Consider the following 3,003-nt stretch of genomic DNA (forward strand, 5'->3'; position numbering starts at 1 on the left):
GTGAGAGTTCAAGCTTCGCAACTCGAACCCTACTCGAAGACCGGCGATGGCCACCTCAGCGGTGGGCCGCTCCTACACCACACACTGGGACACGACCCGAACCGAGACACGGGTCCTAATCCCCGAGGAGCGCCTTGGCGATCCGATGACGGCCGTGATCGGCTGGACCGCGCCAGCGGTGTGAGAACGATCGAGCACCGGGGCGGTAAACGGCCATCAGTCGGTCGCAGCCGGGACTTCGTTTCCCTGCTGCCGCAGCGGCTCGGAACCGGTGCAATCAAGCTCGGTTCCCACCCACTGTTTCCGACGCCTTGAGGTGTCTCATGCGTGACCGCATGTGCTTGTCGCGCCGCCTTCTGATTCAGGCCGGCGGCGTCACCGCCGCCGGAACCTTGCTCGGGATCAGGGGAGCGGCCGGGGTGGAGACGAACGCCGACAAACCCGCCGACGCTTCGACGGGCCGTCGATCGAAGAGCCTCGATACCGAATACTTCAAAGGGATGTACGCCACCGAGGCCGATCCCTGGCAGTTCGCCACGAGTCCGTACGAGCGGGACAAGTACGCGGCGACGCTCGCCGCCCTGCCGCGCCCCCACTACGCCTCCGCCCTCGAAGTGGGTTGCTCGATCGGGGTGTTCACCCACCAGCTCTGTCCCCGTTGTGATGCTCTGATCGGGCTCGATGTGGTGCCGTCCGTATTGGACGCCGCGCGCAAGCGGTGCGCCGATTGCCTGAACGCGCAGTTCCAGTTGGCTGCGGTCCCAGGCAACTGGCCGGACGGACGGTTCGACCTGATCCTGATCTCGGAGGTGGCGTACTATCTCGACCGTGCCGATCTCGCGCGCCTCGTCGCGCGTGTCCGGGGCTCAGTCCTGCCCGAAGCCGATATCGTGCTGGTCCACTGGCTCGGCGTCACCCACTACCCGCTCTCGGGCGACGATGCCGCCGAGGGCTTCATCGAAGGTGCGCGTGATTTCGCACGGGTGTTCAAGCAGTCACGAACGGCAGAGTATCGACTCGATGTGCTGCGCGCGACCAAGGCGTAGGCCTACGACATCCGGCGTCAGCATCCATCGAAAACCTGGAATGCCGCAGCAGCATCAGCACAGCAAACCTCGTGGATCGGAACAATAGTCTAGCCGAGCGTCCCCTTGCGCCGCGCCCGCGTCGTCGCTGCGGCATAGAGGAGGAGGCCGGCCAGCATCAGGCCGCAGCCTGCGAGTGACTGCAACGGCCGAACGGCGACGACGTGGGCCATCATCAGCAGCGTGACGGACAGGAAGATCACCGGCGTCACCGGGTAGCCCCAGGCCCGGCACGGCCGCGGCAGATCGGGCTGCGTGATGCGCAGCTTGATCAGCCCGAGCACCGCCAGGAACGAGCACAGGGTCAGGCTGAACTGGATGAACTCCAGCACTGCCTCGAAGCTCTGAGTGAGAAGCAGAAGCGTGGCGACCCCACCCTGCAGGAGGAGCGCGGGGATCGGGACGCCCCGGCGCGAACGGCGCGCGAACGGGCGCAGCAGCGGCAAGTCCTCGCCCATCGCCACCGTCACCCGCGGGCCGATCCACATCATCGCGCTGATCGTCGGGATCAGGCCAGCGCAGATCAGGGCGCCGACGAGGCGACCGCCCTCCTCGCCGAAGACGTGACGGCCGGCGATAAGGGCGATGTCGACCTGTCCGGCAAGTTCCCCTATCGGGGTGGTATAGAGAAATACCGCGTTCAGCGCGACGTAGAGCACGACCACGAGGCTCGTCCCGACGAAGAGCGCCCGCGGCAGGCTGCGCTTCGGGTCCTCGATTTCGCCGACGATGTAGGTCGCCGCGTTCCAGCCCGTGTAGGCGTACATCACGAACACGAGGCTGACGGCGAAGCTGGCGCCGAAGATCTGCGCTGGGTCGAACCCGACGGGGGTGAAGTCGATCGGTTGATCGCCGCCGCGCGTAAAGCCCGCCGCGATGAAGGCGACGATCAGGGCGAGCTTCAGGAGCGTCGAGCCGATCTGAAAAACGCTGCTGTGGCGCGTTCCGCGTAGGTGGACGGCCGTGACGGCCCAGATCACCGCGAGCCCGAGCAGAAGCGGCGGTGCGCCGGGGAGAACCGCCCTGGCGTACTGCCCGAATGCCATGGCGGCGAGCGCCACCGGGGCGGCGAACCCGACGGTGCCCGAGAGCCATCCCGCCATGAACCCGACCGCCGGGCCGTACAGGCGCGTGAGGAAGTTGTACTCGCCGCTCGATCGGGGAAACATCGTCGCGAGTTCCGCGTAGCAGAACGCCCCGCAGAGGGCGACGACACCCCCGATGAGCCAGAGCAGCAGCAGTGCGAAACCGGATCGAATATCCGTGACCTGAAACCCGAGGCTGGTGAACACGCCGACGCCGATCATGTCGGACACCACGATGGCGGTCGCCACCAGGGTCGAGACTTTCGGCGAAGTTCCGGTGGCGGTGTCTTTTTGCATATCGTTCACATCTGGCTCAAACCGGACGCAAATCGAGATGCGGCCGATCGGCAGGGGGCCGCGGCTTATGGGAGCAACCGATCTTGGGGCGGCTTCGCTCGGGACAACGAGGAGGAAGTTCTTATATCGAAGCTCTCAACTCTATCCGGCGCTGCAGTGCTCCTGATGGTAGCTGGCGGCGGCGCCATGGCCGCGCCCTGCGCGACCGGCACCACGACCAGCACTCAGGGCCCAAAGACAGGCGACACGAGTTCCAACGTGCAGGGCGGCTCGACCGAGAAGGTCATGCCCGGCGCCAAGGGCGAGTCGCCCGGAACGGTCGGTGCCCTGAACCAGGGCTCGACCAGCACGCTCAAGGAAGGTGAGAGCACGCTCAAGCCCGGTCAGCGCGTCGAGGGGCCGAACAGCAACGACTGCTTAGAGCGCCTAACAGAACGGCCTGATCTGGTTGAGGGTGATGAGGCTGGCGGCAAGGCTGGTGAAGGCCTCGTAGATGTCGGCCCGTCGCTCGTAGCGGATGGGCAGGCGCCGGAAGC

Annotated in this window: 2 protein-coding genes and 1 pseudogene; 1 reads left to right on the forward strand and 2 read right to left on the reverse strand. The window is 66.2% G+C overall.

The genetic code is table 11. The features are described from left to right. The first annotated feature begins 323 nt into the window (after positions 1–323). A complete protein-coding gene (locus ASG52_RS17120; RefSeq protein WP_082552618.1) occupies positions 324–1,046 on the forward strand; it encodes an SAM-dependent methyltransferase in 723 nt (240 codons plus the stop codon). A gap of 89 nt (positions 1,047–1,135) precedes the next feature. Here ASG52_RS17120 and ASG52_RS17125 read toward each other — a convergent pair whose 3' ends face one another. Both ASG52_RS17125 and ASG52_RS17130 read right to left on the reverse strand, forming a co-directional pair. Continuing rightward, positions 1,136–2,467, reverse strand: coding sequence for an APC family permease (locus ASG52_RS17125; protein WP_056245844.1), 1,332 nt, complete (start codon positions 2,465–2,467; stop codon positions 1,136–1,138). Between the two features lie 426 nt (positions 2,468–2,893). After that, a pseudogene (locus ASG52_RS17130) lies at positions 2,894–3,003 on the reverse strand (IS5/IS1182 family transposase); the annotation flags it as partial.

The sequence above is a fragment of the Methylobacterium sp. Leaf456 genome, from assembly GCF_001425465.1.
GTDB lineage: Bacteria > Pseudomonadota > Alphaproteobacteria > Rhizobiales > Beijerinckiaceae > Methylobacterium.

Coding starts and splice junctions, on each gene's coding strand:
- ASG52_RS17120 (WP_082552618.1), top strand. CDS start 324: ATGCGTGACCGCATGTGCTTGTCGCGCCGCCTTCTGATTCAGGCCGGC.
- ASG52_RS17125 (WP_056245844.1), bottom strand. CDS start 2,467: ATGCAAAAAGACACCGCCACCGGAACTTCGCCGAAAGTCTCGACCCTG.